The 19,392-nt window shown below is 64.3% G+C and carries 18 protein-coding genes; 5 read left to right on the forward strand and 13 right to left on the reverse strand.

All coding sequences use genetic code 11. The features are described 5' to 3' along the window. The first annotated feature begins 93 nt into the window (after positions 1-93). Genes NKH89_RS07855 through NKH89_RS07865 form a run of 3 tightly spaced genes read left to right on the forward strand, consistent with a single transcriptional unit; the run spans position 94 to position 2,997 of the window. Entirely contained in the window at positions 94-1,065 is a 972-nt protein-coding gene (locus NKH89_RS07855; protein WP_352480996.1) for a Gfo/Idh/MocA family protein, read from the forward strand. After that, the gene (locus tag NKH89_RS07860; protein WP_023721344.1) at positions 1,062-2,057 is read left to right on the forward strand and encodes a Gfo/Idh/MocA family protein; all 996 of its coding nucleotides are present in this window, start codon (positions 1,062-1,064) and stop codon (positions 2,055-2,057) included. The genes NKH89_RS07855 and NKH89_RS07860 overlap by 4 nt, the downstream gene beginning before the upstream one ends. Next, the gene (locus tag NKH89_RS07865; protein WP_280940428.1) at positions 2,047-2,997 is read left to right on the forward strand and encodes a dihydrodipicolinate synthase family protein; all 951 of its coding nucleotides are present in this window, start codon (positions 2,047-2,049) and stop codon (positions 2,995-2,997) included. Before NKH89_RS07860 ends, NKH89_RS07865 begins: the two co-directional genes overlap by 11 nt. Before the next feature lie 36 nt (positions 2,998-3,033). Here the strand turns inward: NKH89_RS07865 and NKH89_RS07870 are convergent, their stop codons facing one another. After that, positions 3,034-3,981, reverse strand: coding sequence for an LLM class flavin-dependent oxidoreductase (locus NKH89_RS07870; protein ID WP_023721346.1), 948 nt, complete (start codon positions 3,979-3,981; stop codon positions 3,034-3,036). A gap of 130 nt (positions 3,982-4,111) precedes the next feature. Further along, positions 4,112-4,267: a hypothetical protein gene (locus NKH89_RS07875; RefSeq protein ID WP_023678176.1), complete on the reverse strand. Its 156-nt coding sequence runs from the start codon at positions 4,265-4,267 to the stop codon at positions 4,112-4,114. Between the two features lie 266 nt (positions 4,268-4,533). Between NKH89_RS07875 and NKH89_RS07880 the strand changes: the two genes are divergently transcribed. Further along, positions 4,534-5,301, forward strand: coding sequence for an SDR family NAD(P)-dependent oxidoreductase (locus tag NKH89_RS07880; protein WP_352908561.1), 768 nt, complete (start codon positions 4,534-4,536; stop codon positions 5,299-5,301). 14 nt (positions 5,302-5,315) lie between these two features. Here the strand turns inward: NKH89_RS07880 and NKH89_RS07885 are convergent, their stop codons facing one another. From NKH89_RS07885 to NKH89_RS07930, 10 genes are all read right to left on the reverse strand, one after another. Next, complete coding sequence (locus tag NKH89_RS07885; RefSeq protein ID WP_352480999.1) at positions 5,316-6,260, reverse strand: ABC transporter permease; 945 nt, start codon at positions 6,258-6,260, stop codon at positions 5,316-5,318. Then, positions 6,257-7,312, reverse strand: a complete 1,056-nt coding sequence (locus NKH89_RS07890) for an ABC transporter permease (RefSeq protein WP_352908562.1) — start codon at positions 7,310-7,312, stop codon at positions 6,257-6,259. The genes NKH89_RS07885 and NKH89_RS07890 overlap by 4 nt, the downstream gene beginning before the upstream one ends. Beyond that, entirely contained in the window at positions 7,312-8,823 is a 1,512-nt protein-coding gene (locus NKH89_RS07895) for an ABC transporter ATP-binding protein (protein ID WP_352908563.1), read from the reverse strand. The genes NKH89_RS07890 and NKH89_RS07895 overlap by 1 nt, the downstream gene beginning before the upstream one ends. Before the next feature lie 183 nt (positions 8,824-9,006). Then, entirely contained in the window at positions 9,007-10,038 is a 1,032-nt protein-coding gene (locus tag NKH89_RS07900) for a BMP family protein (RefSeq protein WP_352908564.1), read from the reverse strand. A 167-nt stretch (positions 10,039-10,205) separates the two neighbouring features. After that, positions 10,206-11,411: a 3-oxoadipyl-CoA thiolase gene (gene pcaF, locus NKH89_RS07905; protein WP_352908565.1), complete on the reverse strand. Its 1,206-nt coding sequence runs from the start codon at positions 11,409-11,411 to the stop codon at positions 10,206-10,208. Positions 11,412-11,551: 140 nt separating this feature from the next. Then, on the reverse strand, positions 11,552-12,313 hold the full coding sequence (locus tag NKH89_RS07910) for an SDR family NAD(P)-dependent oxidoreductase (protein ID WP_023721353.1): 762 nt from the start codon (positions 12,311-12,313) through the stop codon (positions 11,552-11,554). 11 nt (positions 12,314-12,324) lie between these two features. After that, complete coding sequence (locus NKH89_RS07915; protein ID WP_023721354.1) at positions 12,325-13,137, reverse strand: ABC transporter permease; 813 nt, start codon at positions 13,135-13,137, stop codon at positions 12,325-12,327. Continuing rightward, positions 13,137-14,000, reverse strand: a complete 864-nt coding sequence (locus NKH89_RS07920; RefSeq protein ID WP_352481004.1) for an ABC transporter permease — start codon at positions 13,998-14,000, stop codon at positions 13,137-13,139. The genes NKH89_RS07915 and NKH89_RS07920 overlap by 1 nt, the downstream gene beginning before the upstream one ends. Before the next feature lie 76 nt (positions 14,001-14,076). Beyond that, entirely contained in the window at positions 14,077-15,240 is a 1,164-nt protein-coding gene (locus NKH89_RS07925; RefSeq protein ID WP_023721356.1) for an ABC transporter substrate-binding protein, read from the reverse strand. Next, positions 15,221-16,351 (reverse strand): ABC transporter ATP-binding protein, encoded by a 1,131-nt coding sequence (locus NKH89_RS07930; protein ID WP_023721357.1) that lies wholly within the window; start codon positions 16,349-16,351, stop codon positions 15,221-15,223. The genes NKH89_RS07925 and NKH89_RS07930 overlap by 20 nt, the downstream gene beginning before the upstream one ends. A 114-nt stretch (positions 16,352-16,465) precedes the next feature. On the opposite strand from NKH89_RS07930, the gene NKH89_RS07935 reads away from it, so the two are divergent. Beyond that, entirely contained in the window at positions 16,466-17,278 is an 813-nt protein-coding gene (locus NKH89_RS07935) for a response regulator transcription factor (protein WP_352481005.1), read from the forward strand. 8 nt (positions 17,279-17,286) lie between these two features. Here NKH89_RS07935 and NKH89_RS07940 read toward each other — a convergent pair whose 3' ends face one another. After that, the gene (locus tag NKH89_RS07940; protein ID WP_023721359.1) at positions 17,287-19,356 is read right to left on the reverse strand and encodes a 3-hydroxyacyl-CoA dehydrogenase NAD-binding domain-containing protein; all 2,070 of its coding nucleotides are present in this window, start codon (positions 19,354-19,356) and stop codon (positions 17,287-17,289) included. Positions 19,357-19,392: the final 36 nt, after the last annotated feature.

Genomic DNA, 19,392 nt, shown 5'->3' on the forward strand with positions numbered 1-19,392 from the left:
CTGCTTTCATCATCCGCCGGATTAGCCTGCCCGCTTGTCGTATAGCTACTTGTAGGATATCCTGCAAGCCCATAACAAACCTGCTGCCTTCGAATGAAGATTACCCTCGCCGGCTCGAGCCACTGGCACGCCGAAATGCACCTCGACGCCGCACGCTTTTACGGTGCGGAGATCGCCGGCATCTGGGACGAGGATCCTGGCCAAGCGCATGGGTTCGCCGCGCACCACGATCTGCCGTTTATCAAAGATTTCACGGAGATACTCTCCAGCCCGCCGGATGCGATCCTGTTGATGGGGCACCCTTCGAGGGTGCCGGCGCGGGCACGCGCGATCATCGCGGCAGGGATACCGCTGATCCTGGAGAAGCCGGCGGCCAGCCATACGAGGGAACTGATGGCGCTGCGCGAGCTTGCCAGGCAGCACCAGGCTTTTGTCGCTGTTCCCCTGCCCAACCGTTTCGGGCCGGCCGTTGCCGGCTTTGAACGGCTGCGCCGGCAAGGTCGCGCCGGGCCGGTGGCGCATTGCCAGTTCCGGCTGGTCAACGGCCCGCCGCAACGCTACATCGCCGACGGTGTCGCCTGGGTCGTCGATCCGGCGGTTGGCGGCGGGGGTGCGTTGAGGAATCTCGGCATACACGGCGTCGACGCGGCACTCAGCCTCGCAACCGGCAAGCTCGGCCTGAAAAGCGTTTCGATCGCGAACCGCATTCATCCCGGCCCGGTCGAGGACCATGCGCTGCTGGTGCTGGAAGACGAGGCCGGCGCGGTGTTCATCGTCGAGGCCGGTTACACCTTTGCCTCGATGCGCCCCGGCGGTGACTTCGAGTGGCGTATCGTCAGTGCCAATGCCACCCTCATCGATCATGGCGACCATGCCACCTGCGCAACGCTCGACGATGCGGCCGTTGCCGATTTGCCGGTCGAACTGCCGGCAACGCGCTATCGTCTGTTCATGCGCGATACGCTTGACCGGCTGGCCAGAAAGGCGCCTCCGCCGGTGTCCATCGAGGATTATGTTGCGGCGATGTCTCTGATCGACGCCGCTTATGAAAAGGCAGGATCATGATTGGGATAGGAATTATCGGCGCCGGCGATTTCGGCGCAGCCCATGCGCGGGCAATCCGTGAGGTGGGAGGCATTCGTCTCGTCGCCGCCTCTCGTGGAAATGCCGATGCGCTGCAGCGCTTCACCGCCGAATATGGCGGCTGCGGCTACACTGATTGGCGCAAGCTGCTGGACGACAAGGAGGTCGACGCGGTCCTCATTGCCACCCCGCACCATCTCCATGCCGAAATGGCCATCGGCGCAGCAAACGCCGGCAAGCACATCCTGCTCGAAAAGCCGATGGCGCCGACGGCGGCTGCCTGCGACGCGATCAACGCCGCCGTAACCGATAGCGGCGTCAAGCTGATGGTCGCCCATCTCATGCATTTCGCCCTGCCCTGCATGGCAGCCAGGCAGAAGCTGGAGCAAGGAGAGCTCGGCCGGCCGCTCATCGGATCGAGCTGGATCATCAAGCTATGGATGGAGCACAATCGCCGCGACTGGCATCTGCGCAAGTCGACCGGCGGCGGCATGCTGTTGACGGCCGGCATCCACGCGCTCGACCGCCTGGTCTGGCTGATGGATGACGATGTCGTGTCGGTGAGCGGCATGCTCGGCGCCAAGTTCCATGACCAGGAAGCAGACGACAGCGCCTTGCTTGGGCTGCGCTTCGCCGGCGGCGGCATCGGCCAGGTGCAGAGCATCGGCTATCGCACCGGCGCTACCACCTACGCCATGGATCTGGTCTGCGAGCAGGGAACGCTGCGCATCGACATGGATCGCGGCACGATGCTTGGACGCGATACGGTCTGGACCGAGTTGCCCGGTTCATTCGAACCGAACTGGATGCACAACGCGCTGGTGCGCGAATGGAGCGCGATGCGCGATGCCATTGCCGACGACACGCCGGTGCCGGTCGACGGTCTCTATGCACGCAAGATCATCGGCATTATCGAGGCTGCCTTCGCGTCGAACGAAACCCGCCACGAACACGAGATCGCCGGTGCACGCTGACCTCGACGACCATCTGGCCCGCTTGCCCGCACACGCACCGCGCGGCGTCTGGGGCGCGGTGATGCTGGCCATCGACGATCGCGGAGCGATCGACTGGCAGGCGACGGAAGAGACGATCGCGCGGCTTTGCGCGTCAGGCGTCGACGGCGTCTATTCCAATGGCACGGCCTGCGAATTCCATTGCCAGACCGAGCCCGAATTCGACCGGCTTTGTGGGCTGGTCGCCGCAACAGCCGGCGGCGCGCGCCTTCCTTTCCAGATCGGCATCAGCCAGTCCAATCCGCGCGTCGCACTGGAGCGGCTGACGCGGGTCTCGGCGTTTGGCCCGGCGGCGGTGCAATTCACACTGCCCGACTGGTGGCCGCCCAGCGACGACGAGGTCATGCGTTTTGTCGGCCGCCTCTGCGAGGCCGCGCCCGAAACGCCGCTGGTGCTCTACAACCCGCCGCACGCCAAGCGTCGCCTGACACTCGAAGGCATCGCCCGGCTGCGCGCGGCCGTGCCGTCGCTGGTCGGCGCCAAACTGCCGGGCGGTGACGCCGACTGGTATGCCGATATGCGCCACAAACTGGACGGATTCTCCGTCTTCGTCCCCGGCCACACGCTGGCGACAGGCTATGCTGGGGGAGCCCATGGCAGCTATTCCAACGTTGCCTGCCTCAACCCGAAGGGTGCGGTACAGTGGTGGCAGATGATCCGCACCGACATGGCCGCCGCTGCCGAGGTCGAGGCCCGCATACAGGCCTTCCTCGCCGCACATGTCCTACCGTTTCGCACCCGTTACAATGTCAGCGATGCAGCGCTCGACAAGGCGATGGCGGCGGCCGGCGGCTGGGCGCCACTCGGCCCGCGACTGCTCTGGCCCTACAGCTCCGTTCCCGATCAGGAAATCCCGACGCTGGCCAGGGCCGCTCACGCGGCTTTCCCGGAATGGTGGTAGGATCCGTCAGCCAAGGTGCGTGACGACGGCGGCTCTTCAGCACTCGGCTCGCAGGCCCGGTATCGCGCGTGACACAAACGTCCCCGATGCAGGGGCATCCGCCTCGCGCCGTGCCAGTGAGTTGCGCAGCAGTGCGATCGCCTCGCGGCCGGCAGTCGCAATCTCGCGCGGCCTGTCGACGCCGACGATCATGAACTCCTTGATCCCCAAAGCGGCGTAGGAAAGCAGCGACAGCGCGACCTGCGCCGGCGGCCCGGCAAGTTCGACCGCCTTCTGGCAGGAAGCGGCAGGTTTGTCTGCCGAACGGATTCGGACGGGAAGCGCGAAACGCAGCTTGCCGGCCCGACCGTGTTCGGCGGCAGCGCCGCGCACGCGCTCCATTGACTGTCGGATTTCTGCAAGCGAGCCGGGCGCCAGCTCGAACACATCCGCATGCCTGCCCGCGACCCTGAGCGCTGTGCCCGACTGTCCGCCCATGCGGATGGTCACGTCGGCACCATGCAGCCCCTTGCGCGGCACATAGCCGCCGTTGACGCTGTAAAAGGCGCCTTCATGGTCGAACGGCCTGTCGTTCGACCACAACCGCTTCAGCAGCACCAGATATTCGTCGATGCGTTGCCAGACCACCGTATGGCCGGCCGGACGTGCCTCGGCATCGTCGTCGTTCAGCGGCTCGCTGAGCATCCTGAGCGACAGCCGGCCACGGCTTCTCGCGTCGAGGGCAGCGAGCTGCCGCGCCGCCACGGTTGGTTCGATCACGCCTGCCCAATGGGTGAGCACGACCTCGAGGGAGGAGGTCCGGTCCAGCGTCTGGGCGGCAAGGTCCATATTGGTCAGCAGCCCGGCCTGGTCGTCGATGACGATCTTCTGGAATCCGGCATCCTCGATCAGCGACAGCTTCGTCGCGGTCTCGACAAAGTCGTAGAAAAAGCTGGCGTCGGCAGCGTGGATCTTACCGGGAACATGCGTGAACTCGATCGGCATTGCCATCTCCTCCATCACGTTGAATCAGGGCACGCAAAAGCGCACCGGCATTCGGTTCATTCAACTCCGGAATTTCTGCAAACGGCAGGCCGCTATCCCGAGCAAGCCTCGACGATCAGAGCCTTACTAATCAGGGGATCAGCCCCAGTACCACTGCCCCGGTGAATACGAACGCAAGGGCAAAGACGAGATAGGCGAAAGCGCCGGCATAGGCCGGCCGCCACACCTGGTCGGAACCCAGCCTTTGGCCTTTGCGGGCAGTCTGAGCGTTCTGGCTATAGGACATATCGACCTCCGTCTCGGCGCTTAATCTATAAAATCAGTAGACTTTGTCGAGTGCTATTTTCGTGCGATCTTTAGAACAATTTTCCCCAAACCGCAGACAAATTGGTGTTTTTGCTGCTTAGCGCTGGCTTTTGGGCGTGCCGGGGAAGACGGCAGAAAACGTCAGGTCCATGTGTGTGTGGCTCCTTGGCCATCCAATGGATGCGGGATAGCATCGCTGCTTGAGCGGAAGCCGCGACGTCACGGCAAGGCAGCAGGGAGCAAAACATGGGCACAAGACTGGCCGGCAAGGTCGCCATCATTTCGGGCGGCGCGACGGGAATGGGCGGTGCGACCTCGGAGCTTTTCGCGGCCGAGGGCGCCAAGGTGGCGATCGTCGACCGCAACGGCGAAGCGGCGGCTGCCACCGCAGCGGCAATCAGGCAACGCGGCCATATCGCCGAGCACTGGGTCGCCGACGTATCGGACGAGCGGCAGGTCGAAGCGGCGGTGAAGGGCGTGATGGAAAAATTCGGCCCGGTTACGGTTCTGTTCAACCATGCCGGCACCATCGTCATCAAACCCTTCCTGGAGACCACGCTGCAGGAATGGGACTGGCTGCATGCCGTCAATGTGCGTTCGATGTTCCTGATGACGCGCGCCGTGCTGCCCGGCATGATCGCCGCCGGCGGCGGTTCCATCGTCTGCACCTCGTCGATCTCGGCGGTGGCGGCGACGCCGATGGAGGTGCTTTACGACACCACCAAGGGTGCCTGCCACATGTTCGCGCGTGCCATTGCCGTCGAATTCCGCGACCGCAACGTCCGCTGCAATGCGGTCTGCCCCGGCTTCATCAGGACACCGCATGGCCTGCGCGAGGTCGCCGATCTCGACAAACTTGGCGTCGATGTTTCAGACGCGGCAATGGCCGCGCAGCAAGGCCGGATCGGCGAGCCGGAAGAGGTGGCGAGGGCAGCCCTGTTCCTGGCCAGCGACGAGGCCAGCTTCGTCAACGGCGCCCATCTGTTCGTGGATAACGGCTTTACCGCGATGTGAAGGACGGCGCGCCGCTACCGCTCTTCGCGCCGGAACGGCTTGAGCAGTGCCGAAGGAGCCACCGCATTGCGCGACATCACCGCCATGGCGACGATGGTGAAGATGAAGGGCAGCATCAGGAACGCCTCATAAGGAATGTGGCCGAGCCCACTTGCCTGCATGCGCAATTGCAGCGCGTCGACGAAGGCGAACAGCAGTGCGGCGCCTGCCGAGCGCCATGGATCCCAGCGGCCGAAGACGACGAGTGCGATCGCCACCCAGCCACGCCCGGAAACCACGCCGAAGGTGAAAGCGTTGAATTGCGCCATCGACAGGAAGGCGCCTGCAAGCCCCATCAAGGCGCCGCCGAGGATCACCGCCTGGGAGCGCGTCGCGATGACGCTGACGCCTGCCGAATCGGCGGCGCGCGGGTTTTCACCGACCATGCGAACCGACAGACCCCACGGCGTGCGGTAGAGCACGAAGGCGGCCAGGGGAATAGACAGCATCGCCATGTAGACCAGCGAAAACTGGTTGAACACCGCCGGCCCGAGCACCGGAATGCCGGATAGTATCGGGATCGGCAGCGTCTCGAACCCCTTGATGTTCGGCGGCACCGATTGCTGGCCGAAGATCAGCCGGTAGAGGAAATAGGCAAGACCTGAACTGAACAGCGTCACGCCGATGCCGCAGACATGCTGGCTGAGGCCGAGCGCCACCGTGAACAGCGCGTGCACGGCGCCCATCAGCGCCCCGGTCAGCACCGCCGCAAGCACGCCAAGCCAGAGGCTGCCGCTGAGGCTCGCCGCGGTGAAGCCGGTCATTGCCGACAACAGCATGATGCCTTCGATGCCGAGATTGAGCACGCCGGCGCGCTCGGAAAACATCTCGCCCAGCGTCGCGAAGGCAAGCGGCGTGGCGATGCGGATGATGGCGGCCAGGAAGCCGACCTGGAATATCTGCTCCAGCACCACGCTCATTTGGCTATTCCCACGCGACGGATGCGATAGGCGGTGAACAGCAGCGCCACCAGCATGGCGAGCAGCGCCGTTCCCTGGATGACATCGCTGAGGAAGGCCGGAACGCCGGTCGCCCGCGACATCGCCTCGGCGCCGGTCATGACGGCGGCAAGGAAGATCGCCGCCGGCACGACGCCGAGCGGATTGAGCCTCGCCAGCATGGCGACGACGATGCCGGAATAGCCATAGCCCGGCGAGATGTCGCTCATCACCTGGAAATGCACGCCGCCGACCTCGCCGACGCCGGCAAGGCCGGCCAGCGCGCCTGATAGCAGCGCCGTCGAAATCAGCACCCGCTCGACATTGATGCCGCCATAGCGCGCGGCTTCCGGGTTCTCGCCGGTGACCCTGATGCGGAAACCAAGCGTCGTGCGCGCGACCACGAACCAGATGACCGGTGCGGCGACCAGCGCCGCGACGACGCCGAGATGCAGTCGCGTGCCTTCGAGCAGCACTGGGAAATTCGCTGAATCCTCGATCGGCGGCGAGATCGGGTAGCCGCTGAAACTATCCTTCCATGGGCCCTCGATCAGCGCCATCAGCGCGTAGAAAATGACCGAATTGAGCAACAGCGAGCTGACCACGTCATCGACCCTGAATTTCACCCGCAGCGTGGCGGGGATCAGGGCGACGGCCGCGCCCGCGGCGGCGCCCGCCAGCGCCATCAGCAACATGGCGAGCGGCCCCGGCATCGGGATGGCGCCGACGGCACAGCTCGCCACCGCACCGGCCAGCAATTGCCCTTCGGCGCCGATGTTCCAGAATTTGGCGCGGAAGGCGACCGCCACGGCAAGGCCGGTGAAGATCATCGGCGCGGCACGCACCAGCGTTTCGGTGATGGCGTAGCTGTCGCCCAAAGACGCCGAAAACATCACGCCATAAGCCTCGACGACGCCGGCCTCGGCCAGTGCGATAAGGCCGCTGCACAGGATCAGCGTCGCGCCGACGGCGAGCAGCGGCAGCGCCAGATTGAACCACGCGGGCGTTGAGGTGCGGGTCTCGAGACGGAACATCAGGCTTTTCCCTCCGCCCCAGTCATCATTAACCCGAGTCTGGCGACGCTGGCATCGGTGCTGTCCAGCGTGCCGACGATGCGGCCCTCATACATTACGGCAATGCGGTCGCAGAGCATCAGCAACTCTTCCAGGTCCTCACCGATGATGATGATGCCGCAGCCCTTGGCACGCATGTCGAGGAATTTTTCGTGGATGAAGCGCGCGGCGCCGATATCGAGGCCGCGTGTCGGCTGCGAAACGATCAGCACCTTTGGGTCGAAGGCGAGTTCGCGCGCCAGAAGCGCCTTTTGCAGATTGCCGCCGGAAAGCGCCCCGGCGCGCGTCATCGGTCCGGGGCAGCGTATGTCATAGGCCTTGATCTGCGCCTCGGTGAAGGCGCGGATCGCATCCTGTCTGAGCAGGCCGTTGCGGCTGAACGCCACCGTGCCGATGCGCGGCAGCACCATCGAATCGGCAAGCGGCAGATTGGTGACCAGGCCGGTCGTCATGCGGTCTTCCGGGATGCGGCCGAGGCCGAGCGCCTGCACTGCGCTCGGCGAGAACCGCGAAACGGCTTTGCCGGCTATCGTCATGCGGCCGGCATCGGGCGCTCGCACGCCGGAGATGACCTCGGCAAGCGCCCGCTGGCCGTTGCCGGAGACGCCGGCAATGCCGAGGATCTCGCCGCCGCGTACCGACAGCGACACATCGCGCAGCGCCATGCCGGAATGATGCGATGTCGAGATACCATCGAGGGTCAGCACCGCCGGACCCGGTGTCGACGGTCCCCTGGCCGGAGGCACGATCTCGTGGCCGCACATCAGCCGCGCCATCTCCGAAGATGTCGTGCTGGCCGGCGTATCGACGCGGCCGGCAACGCGCCCGTGCCTGAGCACGACGCAGCGATGCGTCAGCGCCCGCACCTCGTTGAGCTTGTGCGAGATGAAGATGATGCCGAGCCCCTGTGCCGCCATCGAGCGCAGCGCCGAAAACAGTCCGTCGACCTCGGTTGGCGCCAGCACCGCCGTCGGCTCGTCGAGGATCAGCAGCCTTGCGCCGCGAAACAATGCCTTGACGATTTCGAGCCGCTGTTGCTCGCCGACCGACAGCGCCGAGACGGGAAGGTCCGGGTCGAGCGCCAGCCCATGCTGGCGGCCGATCTCGGCGAGCCGCGCCAGCCCCCCGGCGCGGTCGATCCGGCCCGATCTGCCGGGAATGCCGATCAAGAGGTTCTCCAGCACCGAAAGTCGCGGTGCGAGATGAAAATGCTGGTGCACCATGCCGATGCCGGCGGCCAGCGCATCGGCCGAGCTGTTGATCGCCACTGGCCGGTCCTGCACCAGGATCTCGCCGGCGTCGGGCGCATAGGCGCCGAACAGCACGTTCATCAGCGTCGTCTTGCCGGCGCCGTTTTCGCCGAGCAACCCGAGGATTTCACCCGGCGCGACGCTGAGATCGACGGCCTCGTTCGCCTTGACGGCGCCGAAGCTCTTGGTGATGCCGCGCATTTCGATGAGAGGGGCGGGCAAGGGCACTCCTGGTGAGAGATGGCGCGGATACCCTTCCCCCTTGCGGGGAGGTACCGAGCGAAGCGAGGCGGGAGGGGTCGCCTCAACCGCCTCGACTTTTGACTTAAGAGACGGAGCGCGTCGCGGAGGACCCCACCCGGCCCTGCGGGCCACCCTCCCCTCAAGGGGGAGGGGCGGGCGCACTCAGTCCGAGACCGGCGTATTCTCGTCCACGTCGACGCGGAAATTGCCGTCGAGGATCTCGGCCTTCTTCCTCTCGACCAATTCCTTGACCTCGGCCGGCAGCGTCTTGTCGAATTTGTGGTACGGCGCGAGGTAGGAGCCGCCCTTGGCCATGCGCGAGAAATCGCCGTAATCCTGCGCGGTGAAGACCCCGGCCTTGACCAGCTTGATCGCCTGCTCGACGGTCGGATACATGTCCCAGACCGGCCCGGTGATCACCGTGTCGGGACCGAGGCTCGACTGGTCCGACATGTTGGAGAGGGCGAGGATCTTCTTCTCCGCCGCCGCTTCGATGACGCCGAAGCGCTCGGCATAGATGACGTCGACGCCAGCGTCGATCTGGGCAACAGCCGCTTCCTTTGCCTTTGGCGGATCGAAGAACGAGCCGATGAAGGCGACCTTCTTCTTGATGTTGGGATTGACCTCCCTGGCGCCGGCAAAGAAGGCGTTGACCAGCCGGTTCACTTCCGGAATGCCCATAGCCGCGACCGCGCCGATCGTGCCCGATTTCGACATCTTTCCGGCGATCATGCCGGACAGATAGGCCGGCTCGTGAATCCAGTTGTCGAAAACGCCGAAGTTCGGCTCGGCCGGCCCGGCGCCGGAGCCGAACAGGAAGGCGGTCTTCGGGAACTGCTTGGCGGTCCTGCGGGATTCGCGCTCGGCGGCGAAGGCATCGCCCAGCACCAGCTCATAGCCGCCTTGCGCATATTCGCGCATGACACGGCTGAAATCGGCGGTCTGCACCTTCTCCGACCATTTGTACCCGATGCCGAGTTCCTTCTCGGCCTTCTGCAGGGCGACGTGGATCTGGTTGTCCCACGGCTCCTCGATCGGCGTGGCGAAGATCGCCGCCACTTTCAGCTTCTTGGTCTTAGCAAAGGCGCTGCCCGGCAGCATCGCCGCCGCAAGGCCGAGCGCGCCCAGCTCCAGCACGTTGCGTCGCGAAAGCCCTTCGCGTTTCGATTGGATTCTGCTCTTCCCGTTGTCCATTGCATGCCCCTCTGATTGGCGCCGTGTCGAGCCGGCTCTCTTCTCTGGAATATCAGCGAAGGAACTATGGAACGGTGCCCGGCTTTTGTCCACATGGTCAAATTTGAAGGGCGGAACGACGTGGGAATTCGCGCAGCCGCACCTTCAGAACGGCCGGAGTTGCTCGCTCACAATCTCTCCAGCGCCACCGCTATGCCCTGGCCGACACCGATGCACATGGTCGCGAGGCCGTAGCGGCCGCCGCGTTCGCGCAGTTCCAATGCCGCCGTGCCGGTGATGCGCGCCCCGGACATGCCGAGCGGATGGCCGAGCGCGATGGCGCCGCCATTCGGGTTGACGTGCTCCGCATCCTCGGCAATGCCGAGTTGGCGCAGCACGGCGATGCCTTGCGAGGCGAAGGCCTCGTTGAGCTCGATGACATCGAATTGTTGCGGCTCCAGGCCGAGCCGGGCGCATAGCTTCTGCGTGGCCGGCACCGGACCAATGCCCATGAGGCGCGGCGCCACGCCGGCGGTGGCACCGCCGAGGATGCGGGCGATCGGCGTCAACCCGTATCTTTTCACGGCGGTTTCCGAGGCGACGATCAGCGCCCCGGCACCATCGTTAACGCCCGACGCGTTGCCGGCCGTAACCGTGCCGCCTTGCCGGAACGGCGTCGGCAATTTGGCCAGCGCCTCGATCGTGGTACCCGAGCGCGGATGTTCGTCCTTCGAGACGACGATCGGGTCACCCTTGCGCTGCGCGATCGTCACCGGCGTGATTTCCTTTGCCAGCCGGCCATTGGCTTGTGCGGCGACCGCCTTGTCCTGGCTGCGCACGGCAAACGCATCCTGGTCGGCGCGAGAGACGGCGAACTCTTCCGCCACGTTCTCGCCCGTCTCCGGCATCGAATCGACGCCGTATTGCTTCTTCATCAGTGGATTGACGAAGCGCCAGCCGATCGTGGTATCGTGAACTTCGGCATTGCGCGAAAACGCGGTCTCGGCCTTCGGCAGCACGAACGGTGCGCGCGACATCGATTCGACGCCGCCGGATATCATCAGCTCCGCCTCGCCGGCCTTGATCGCGCGCGCTGCGATGATGACGGCATCCATGCCCGAACCGCAGAGGCGATTGACGGTCGAGCCGGAAATCTCCTTCGGCAGGCCGGCCAGCAGCAGTACCATGCGCGCCACATTGCGATTGTCCTCACCGGCCTGATTGGCGCAGCCATAGACGACGTCGTCGATGGCAGCCCAGTCGATGCCGGGATTGCGCTCGACCAGCGCCCTCAGCGGGATTGCGCCGAGATCGTCGGCACGCACCGCCGACAACGAACCGCCGAAGCGGCCGATCGGCGTGCGGATATAGTCGCAGATATAGGCCTCGGCCATTATGCAGCTTCCCTTTGCGCTGACGATTTCTGCTCCCGGCCCAGCCATGTTGGCCGCATTCTCCTTGAGACGAAAGCACATCTTGCCGCCGGCCGTTAGGCCAAAGGGAATTTCAGCTCCCGCCCGCCGGGAGCTGCGGATCAGCCGATGCTTTCACCGCCGTCGATCACCAACGCCTGCCCGGTCATGAAGGACGAGCGGTCGGAAACGAGAAACAGGATCGCTTCGGCGATTTCCTGGGCGCTGGCCCAGCGCTGCATGGGGATCTTGGTGCGGACATAGTTTTCGATCGCCGCCCGCCCGCCCATCTGCGCGATAAACGGTTCGTTGAAGGGCGTGTCGACCCAGCCGGGGCACAACGCGTTGACGCGGACATTGTGCCGGGCATAGTCGAGCGACATCTGCCGGGTCATCGCCACCACGGCATGTTTTGAGGTCGCGTAGGCGATCATTTCGCGGTCGTAGAACACACCCGAATTCGAGGCGGTATTCAGGATCACCCCGCCGCCTTGCGCGATCATCGACGGCATGACCAGCCTGGCCGCGAGGAACTGCGCCCGCACATTGATCCGCCAGGAGGCATCCATGCCGTCGGCGCCGACTTCGGTCAGCGTGCCGCCGACCTGGATCCCGGCATGATTGTGCAGGATGTCGATCCGCCGATGCCGGCCCAGCGTTCCTGCGACGAGCTGCTCGACCGCCGCATCGTCGCCGACATCGGTGGCGACGGCTTCGGCCCGACCGCCGGACGCACGAATGTCGGAAGCGGTTGCTTCCCCCGCCGCCTGGTCCCTGTCGGCGATCACCACGAGCGCGCCTTCCCTGGCCATTATCATGGCGCCGGCACGCCCGATCCCCGACCCGGCGCCCGTCACCACGGCGATGCGATCTTTCAGAATCATGTTTTTGTCTTTCAGTGGGATGGTTTTCGCTGGCGCAATTGCCATTGGGCGAGCACCACGAGCAGAACGGAGGCGACGAGCACGATCGTCGCGATGGCATTGATCTCCGGCGTGACCCCGCGCCGGATCGAGGCAAAGACATAGATCGGCAATGTCGTCTGCGCGCCGGCGACGAAAAAAGCGACGATGAAATCGTCGAAGGAGAATGTGAAGGCGAGCAGGAAGCCGGCGACCACCGCCGGCATGATCTGCGGCAACACGATGCTGCGGAACGTCGTCAGCGGGGTGGCGTAAAGATCGCTCGAAGCCTCGACCAGATTGCGGTCGAGGCTGCCGAGGCGCGTGCCGACGATCATCGCCACCAGCGCCATCGAAAACAGCCCGTGCGCGGCGATGATCGAGCCATAGCCGAGCGCCAGGCGCGGTGGCTGATCGTTCGGCCACAGCGAAGCGACAAACGGGTTGACCACCCCGAATAGCTGGACCAGCGCGACCAGCGTCGAGATGCCGATGACGACGCCAGGAACGACGATCGCAGCACCCAAAAGCGCATCGAAGACGGCTCGCGTCCGCGCGCCGACACGCGCCAGGCCAAGCGCCGCCGCGGTGCCGCAGAGTGCCGCGAGCAAGGCGCTGGTCGTGGCGATTAACAGGCTGTTCTTCAGCGCTTCGACCAGGAACGGGTTCGCCAGTGCCTTGCCGTACCATTGCACCGAGAAGCCAGTGAACTCGCTGGCGTGGTGGCCGGCGTTGAACGAGAACAGCACCACCAGCGCGATCGGCAGGTAGAGAAAGGCAAAGACCGCAACGACGAAGGCACGCATCAGATCAGGTCCACCCGGCGGGCACCCGAAAGCCGTGTCGAAATGCGGTTCGCGGCAAGCAGCACGACCACGGAAACCGCTACAAGGGTTATGGCGATTGCCGATCCGAACGGCCAGTTGCGCGATTGCAGGAACAGATCGACCAGCGCGTTGCCGATGAAGAAGACCTTGCCGCCGCCGAGTAGCGTTGGGATCAGATATTCGCCGAGCAACAGGATCATGACCAGCGAGAAGCCGGTCATCACACCTGGCAGCGACAGCCGCAGCGTCACGCCGAGGAATGTCGAGATCGGCGTCGCGCCGAGATCGGCGGAGGCCTCCAGCAGCCGGCGATCGAGCCGCTCGAGGCTGACATAGATCGGCAGGATCATCAGCGGCAGATAACCATAGACGATGCCGAGCAGAACCGCTCCCGGCGTATTGATCAGCCGCACATCCTCCATCCCGACATAGGCCAGCAGAGCTGGGACGCCGCGCCCGCCAAGCACATACATCCAGGCATAAGTCCGCATCAGCAGGCTGGTCCAGAACGGGATGACGACAAGCGCAAGCAGGATCAGCCGCCACCGCTCCGGCGCGCGCAAGGCGAGGTAATAGGCGACCGGATAGGCAACGAGAAGACAGGCCAGTGCACCGGCCGGCGCCAGCACCATGGTGTTCCAGAAGGCGGTCGCCCGCGCCGGAAGATTGGCATACTGCGCCAAGGTGAAAGCGGCCTGATAGCCGCCTTCCGGCGCCCGCTCGCCGACGCTGAAAACGGCGATCGCCACGAACGGCAAAACTAAAAACACCAACAGCCATGCGGTCGCCGGACCGAGCAGCAGGGCGGTCAGGAGATTGTGACGAAGAACATTGCTGCGCATTGAAAAATCGCCCCGATGCCGGCGGACATCTGTCCGCCGGGGGAGTTGCCTGCATCGGACCTTTGGTCCGCCCGGTTCAAGCCGACTTGAAGCGTGCCATCAATTCGGCCCGGCCCGGGTCGGTCAAGGTCGCGGCTGCACCGAATTCGAGTGGCTTGAGCAGATCCGCCGCCGGATAGAGGATCGGATTTTCCAGCACCTCCTTGGGCAGCAGCGCATTGACCCGCGCATCGGTGGAAGGCGCACCGTTGGCCAGGTGCTCCCTGACCGCGACTTTCGGGTTCATCAAATAGTTGAGCAAGGCATAACCCGCAGGCTTGTTGGGCGCATCCTTGGGGATTGCGTAGAAGTCGGTCCAGATCTCGCCGCCTTCCTTGCCAAGCACGTAGGCGATTTCGGGGATGTCGCGGTGGAGCTGCGCCCCGTCATTGGTCCAGCACATCGTCATCCAGGCGTCGCCGGCACGCATCGACGGCTGGTAGTCGCTGGAGACCGCGAACAGATGCGGCTTGACCTTCAGCAGCAATTCCTCCGCCTTGGCGAGTTCGTCCGGCTTCAGCGAGTTGAACGAGAAGCCGAAATATTTCAGCGCGTTGCCGATCGTGGTCAGCTGGTAATCATGAACCATGGTCCGGCCGTCGCCCTCCGCCATCGCCGTGTCCCAGAATTCCTTCCAGCTCGTCATCGGCTTGGCCAGTTTCTTGGTGTTGACGGCAAAGCCGGTGGTGCCCCAATTCTTCGGCACAGCGTAGGTCACGCCGTCGATGGTGCCTTCCCCAGTGAAGCGCGGGTCTTCTTGCGAGCCGTCATAATTGGCAAGCTTGGCCATATCGAGCGCTTCGATGATGCCGAGCTTCTTGTAAGTCGAGATCGTGTAGTTGGTTGGAACGAAAAGGCTCCAGCCCGAGGCGCCGGCCTGCAGCTTGGCCAGCATCTCCTCGTTTGAGCCGAACACATTGACCTCGACGGCAACGCCGGTCTCGGCCTGGAAATTCTCGAACGTCGCCGGGTCGTGATAATTGGGCCAGGTGGCAATCGACATGCGGTCGCCAAGACCTTCCTGGGCGAAAGCCGGCGTCGGCATGATGCCGAGCTCGCGGGCCATCACCGCCGTTGCGATGCCCAGGCCGGTAAGGCCAAGGAACTCGCGGCGGCCGATGGAACCCCGCTTGAGGCGCATCAATTGATCGACGAACTTTTCAGGGCTTATCGGCAGTCCGTCACGATATGATTTCGACATTTTTGTTTTCCCTCTGGTTGGTCCCGTTATTCTCCGGAAACGCCAGCGGCGTTCCGGCTGCAAAGCCGATGGCAACGGGTTCACCCGGCTTGAAGAGATTTCCACCGCCAATCAGATGATCGGCCTTTGCGAGCAGCGTCCCGATGCCCTGGACCTCGATTGCATATTCCGCGGTCGAACCGAGAAAGATCCGGTTGCGGACAAGCCCGTTCAGCCGGCCGCTTCCGGGCGCGCCGAGGCTTAGCGATTCAGGGCGCAGGCTGACCGAAACGGCTTCACCCTGAGCCATCGAAGTCCGCTTGCGCGCGGCAATGACAGTGCCATCGGCAAGCGCCACCTCGACGAGCTTGCCCGAGAGCCCGACGACCTTGCCGCTCAACAGATTGGTCTTGCCGACGAAATCGGCGACAAAGAGGTCGGCGGGTTCGTCGTAGATTTCGCTCGGCTGCCCAAGCTGGACGATACGCCCGCCATTCATGACGCAGACGAAATCGCTCATCGACAGTGCTTCTTCCTGATCGTGGGTGACCAGGACGAAGGTGATGCCGATCTCGCGCTGCAGGTTCTGCAGCTCTATCTGCATGTCGGTGCGCAGCTTCTTGTCGAGCGCCGCCAGGGGCTCGTCGAGCAGCAGCACCGCCGGTTTGTTGACCAGCGCCCGCGCCAGGGCGACACGCTGCTGCTGGCCGCCGGAAAGCTCATGGATCTTGCGGCGTCCATAGCCGGCAAGCCGCACCATGGCGAGCGCCTCGCCTGCTTTCAGGCTGATCTCGCGCGACGACAGGCGCGGCCGCGCCTGGCGCAGGCCATAGGCGATGTTGTCCTCGACATCCAGATGCGGAAACAACGCATATTGCTGGAACACCATGTTGACCGGCCGCCGATAGGGCGGCGTGCCGGCCATGTCGTGGCCACGGATGAATACCGCGCCTTCGCTTGGCTGTTCGAAGCCGCCGATCATGCGCAAACAGGTTGTCTTGCCGCAGCCGGACGGCCCGAGCAAGGCGACAAAGGCAGACGGCGGGATGGCAAGATCGATGCCGCTGACCGCGATCACGCTGCCGTAGCGTTTGGTGACCCCGCGAAACTCGATGTCGGGCACTGCGGTCAAAGCTGCGGGCTCCAGCGGCTAGTTGATCTCGAAACGCTATCAGAGCCAATGGCGGCTAGTATATACCTCCCAGGTGGTATATTTTGTCTATTTTCTCGTCTGGAGGGGTATGAATTGGGCGTTTCGCGCAGCGATGAATACAGCCGGCTCGCTGCGCTCATCGCAGCGACGCGGGAGACCAGCGGCGAGCTTTTCGGCAAGGCAATGGTGGCCTGGCTCCGGCAGCATGTCAGCTTCGATCATTGCGTGATCTTCGGCTATCGCGGCGCCTTACGCCCGCCGCTGCTGTTCGAGACATTCTCGCCGGCCGACAGCCACGTCTTCGTCGCGCTCTATCAGGAAGGGCCTTATCTGCTCGATCCGTTCCACCATGCTGCGGTCGAGCGCAAGGAAGGCTTTTGGCGCATGCGCGAATTGGCGCCGGATCGCTTCTATGCCAGCGAATATTACCGCTCCTATTACAGCCAGACCAGACTTGCGGAGGAGGTCGGCTTTTTTGTGCCGCTGCCGGGAAAGGACGCACTGGTGCTCTCGCTGATGCGATTGCGCGCTTCGGGACCTTTCGGAACCGCCGATGCGAGGTTGCTGCGCGACATGGCGCCTGCGGTGATCAATCTCATCAGGCTGCGCTGGCATGATCTTCCGGCCGACAAACCGGCAGAGACGAAGCAGGACGAAACGATTGCTCCAGTCAGCGAGTTCGAACGTGCTCACATCTGGAAGAGCCTTTCGCTCACGCCGCGCGAACAGCATGTCGTCGACCTGGTGCTTCAGGGCCATTCCACGGAATCAATCGCCAGGGCGATGCGCATCGTGCCGGGAACCGTAAAAGTCCATCGCCGTAACATCTACCGCAAGCTCAAGATCAAATCGCAGGCGGGCCTATTCGCGCGTTTTGTCGAGATCATGGATGCACGGATTCGGTAGTCCCAAGTTCAGCCGGCAGCGCCGTCCCAGGAACCGGTTTCGGCCATTTGCCTGAGCAGAGGTGCCGCCCGGAAGACGTCCTCGCCGGTCTGCTGGTGCCAGTGATCCAACCGCCGGATGATCTTGTCCACGCCTTCGCGGCTTGCCCAGAACATCGGCCCGCCCTTGCCGACCGGGAAGCCATAGCCGTTGACCCAGACGACGTCGATATCGGACGCGCGGGCGGCAATCTGTTCCTCGAGGATTTTGGCGCCCTCGTTGATCATCGGATAGAGCGTGCGCTCGATGATCTCCTCGGCGCCGATTGCCCGCGGTGCAATGCCGCGTTCAGCAGCCTTGTTGTGGATGAGCGCTTCGACCTCCGGATCGGGCAGCGGCGTGCGCGAACCGTTCTCATAGCGATAGAAGCCGCTGCCGGTCTTCTGGCCGAAATGGCCCTGTTCGCACAACGTGTCGGCGATGTCAGCCGTCTGGCCACGCGCCTTGCGGTTGCGCCAGCCTATGTCGAGGCCGGCGAGATCGCTCATCTGGAACGGCCCCATCGGCCAGCCGAAATCGGTGAACACCTGGTCGACCTGGCGCGGCATTGCACCCTCGAGCAGAAGCGCCTCCAGTTCCGCACCCCGCGCCGCCAGCATGCGGTTGCCGACGAAGCCGTGGCAGACGCCGACGACGACCGGCACCTTGCCGATCCGCCGCGCCAGATCGACGATGGTCGTCAGCACGTCCGGCGAGGTCTTGTCGGCGCGGACGATTTCCAGAAGCTTCATGACGTTAGCCGGCGAAAAGAAATGCATGCCAAGGAGATCTTGCGGCCGCGACGTCGAAGCGGCGATCTCGTTGACGTCGAGATAAGAGGTGTTGGTGGCAAGGATCGCGCCCGGTTTGGCCACCGCATCGAGCCTGCCGAATACCTCCTTCTTGACCGCCATTTCCTCGAACACAGCCTCGACGATCAGGTCGCAATCGGCGAGGTCTGCATAGTCGGTGCTGCCCCTGAACAAAGCCAGCCGCTGGCGCTTGGCGTCTTCGCTCAGCGACCCGCGGGTGACGGAAACGGCATAGTTCTTGTCGATCGTCGCCAGCCCGCGTTGCAATGCTTCCTGCGTTGTTTCCAGCAAGGTCACGGGAAGACCGCCATTGGCGAACGCCATGGCGATGCCGCCGCCCATCGTGCCGGCGCCGATGACGCCGACCCGGGCGATCTTGCGCCTGACGACATCCTTGCCGGCAAGCTTTGCCGCCTCACGTTCAGCGAAGAACAAATGCCGCTGCGCGCGTGATTGGTCGCCGGCGACAAGCTTGACGAACAGGTCGCGTTCGGCCGCCAGCGCTTCGTCGAAGGGCAGCGTGAGGGCGTTGCGGACCGACTGCGCACAGGCTATCGGCGCCTCGAGACCGCGCGCTTTGCCCGCAAGCGTTGCCGCCTCCTTGTCGAAGGCCGGCAAGTCGGCCTGGTCGAGGCGATCGTTGCGGTCGCGCACCGGCGTGAACGGACCGCCTTTCGCGGCCGTTTCGCTGGCGAAACTCACCGCTTGCGCGGTCAGGTCGCCATCGAAGACGGCATCCACCAGACCGGCGGCGCGCGCCTCGGCCGCATTGATCGGCGTTCCCGAAACGATCATGCTGAGTGCCTTCAGCGGACCAACCAAGCGCGGCAGGCGAACCGTGCCGCCGCCGCCCGGCAGCAGGCCGAGCTTGACTTCCGGCAGGCCGAGCCTTGCCGCTCGGTCGGCAACACGGAAATGGCAGCCGAGCGCCAGTTCCAGGCCGCCGCCGAGCGCAGTGCCGTGAATGGCGGCGACCGTCGGCTTGGCGATGGTTTCCAGCACGGCGACAATGGCGCGCAATTCCGGCTGCTGCGCCGGTCTGCCGAATTCGGTGATGTCGGCGCCGGCGACGAAGGTCCGCCCGGCGCAGGCTATCACGATTGCTCCCACCGACGGCTCGTCCCGCAGGGAAACGAGCGCCCGCATCAACGGCTCGCGCACATGGAAGCTCAGCGCGTTGACCGGCGGATTGTCGATGGTCACCAGCGCGACGTTGCCGTGCCTTGTAGTGCTGACGAAATCGGGCACGCAAACCTCATACAATGATGTTGGCCAGGAGCCCGA

Origin of the sequence: Mesorhizobium sp. M0923, assembly GCF_040319365.1 — a bacterium.
In the GTDB taxonomy this organism is placed as follows: Bacteria; Pseudomonadota; Alphaproteobacteria; order Rhizobiales; family Rhizobiaceae; genus Mesorhizobium.

What these genes read in the sequence shown, in the direction of transcription:
- NKH89_RS07855 (WP_352480996.1), top strand. Translation starts at nt 94, where the DNA reads ATGAAGATTACCCTCGCCGGCTCGAGCCACTGGCACGCCGAAATGCAC.
- NKH89_RS07860 (WP_023721344.1), top strand. Translation starts at nt 1,062, where the DNA reads ATGATTGGGATAGGAATTATCGGCGCCGGCGATTTCGGCGCAGCCCAT.
- NKH89_RS07870 (WP_023721346.1), bottom strand. Translation starts at nt 3,981, where the DNA reads ATGCCGATCGAGTTCACGCATGTTCCCGGTAAGATCCACGCTGCCGAC.
- NKH89_RS07875 (WP_023678176.1), bottom strand. Translation starts at nt 4,267, where the DNA reads ATGTCCTATAGCCAGAACGCTCAGACTGCCCGCAAAGGCCAAAGGCTG.
- NKH89_RS07880 (WP_352908561.1), top strand. Translation starts at nt 4,534, where the DNA reads ATGGGCACAAGACTGGCCGGCAAGGTCGCCATCATTTCGGGCGGCGCG.
- NKH89_RS07885 (WP_352480999.1), bottom strand. Translation starts at nt 6,260, where the DNA reads ATGAGCGTGGTGCTGGAGCAGATATTCCAGGTCGGCTTCCTGGCCGCC.
- NKH89_RS07890 (WP_352908562.1), bottom strand. Translation starts at nt 7,312, where the DNA reads ATGTTCCGTCTCGAGACCCGCACCTCAACGCCCGCGTGGTTCAATCTG.
- NKH89_RS07900 (WP_352908564.1), bottom strand. Translation starts at nt 10,038, where the DNA reads ATGGACAACGGGAAGAGCAGAATCCAATCGAAACGCGAAGGGCTTTCG.
- pcaF (WP_352908565.1), bottom strand. Translation starts at nt 11,411, where the DNA reads ATGGCCGAGGCCTATATCTGCGACTATATCCGCACGCCGATCGGCCGC.
- NKH89_RS07910 (WP_023721353.1), bottom strand. Translation starts at nt 12,313, where the DNA reads ATGATTCTGAAAGATCGCATCGCCGTGGTGACGGGCGCCGGGTCGGGG.
- NKH89_RS07915 (WP_023721354.1), bottom strand. Translation starts at nt 13,137, where the DNA reads ATGCGTGCCTTCGTCGTTGCGGTCTTTGCCTTTCTCTACCTGCCGATC.
- NKH89_RS07920 (WP_352481004.1), bottom strand. Translation starts at nt 14,000, where the DNA reads ATGCGCAGCAATGTTCTTCGTCACAATCTCCTGACCGCCCTGCTGCTC.
- NKH89_RS07925 (WP_023721356.1), bottom strand. Translation starts at nt 15,240, where the DNA reads ATGTCGAAATCATATCGTGACGGACTGCCGATAAGCCCTGAAAAGTTC.